Genomic DNA, 798 nt, shown 5'->3' on the forward strand with positions numbered 1-798 from the left:
CCCACAAAGATGAGGGAGGCCAACGAGCCGAACAAGACCTGGTGCATCGACTACAAGGGCCAGTTCAAGATGCTCAACGGCCAGTGGTGCTACCCGCTAACAGTTACAGACCATGCTTCGCGCCTCATCTTGGCCTGCAAAGCCCACAAGAACATCATGACGCAGCCGGTCATACAGACGCTTGAGTGGCTATTTCAGGAGCATGGAATGCCAGAGGTCATCCGCTCTGACAACGGCAGCCCATTTGCTTCAGTCGGGCTGGCAAGGATGTCCACAATCGCTGTCTGGTTGATCCGCCTCGGGATTTTTCCCGAACGGACCGCACCCGCGCGCCCAGATCAGAATGGCCGTCACGAGCGAATGCATCGCAGCATGAAGCTTGAACTGCCTCTGGGACACAATCTGATTGATCAGCAATTGCTGCTCGAGCACTTCCGACACGAGTTCAACTATGTCCGCCCCCATGAAGCGTTGGGGATGAAGCGCCCATTCGAGCTGTATGTGCCATCCGATCGGCCTTACCCAGGATGCCTGCCTATCGTGGAGTATCCCGCCGAAATGGCTGTCCGCAGTGTCAGACAAAATGGCTCGATCAAGTGGAAAGGGAAGCTGCTGTTCATCAGCGAGGCCTTGTCGGGCGAGAGGATCGGTTTGAAAGAAGTGGAAGATGATGTTTGGGATGTGTTCCTGTGTGACCATCTCCTGGGGAGGCTTGGACGGGGTGAAACCCGCGTCCAAGCCTCAAATGTGTAAACCATGTCCCCGGTTTAAGATGTAAAGGATGTCCCCGGTCGTACA

Annotated in this window: 1 protein-coding gene; it reads left to right on the top strand. The window is 55.5% G+C overall.

The genetic code is table 11. From position 1 onward, the window contains the following. A partial coding sequence (locus ABI582_RS28655; protein WP_442120987.1) for a transposase occupies nt 1-753 on the top strand: 753 nt, incomplete at its 5' end. Nucleotides 754-798 lie beyond the last annotated feature (45 nt).

Origin of the sequence: Pseudomonas sp. SAS7 (assembly GCF_052112345.1) — a bacterium.
GTDB lineage: Bacteria > Pseudomonadota > Gammaproteobacteria > Pseudomonadales > Pseudomonadaceae > Aquipseudomonas > Aquipseudomonas putida_Q.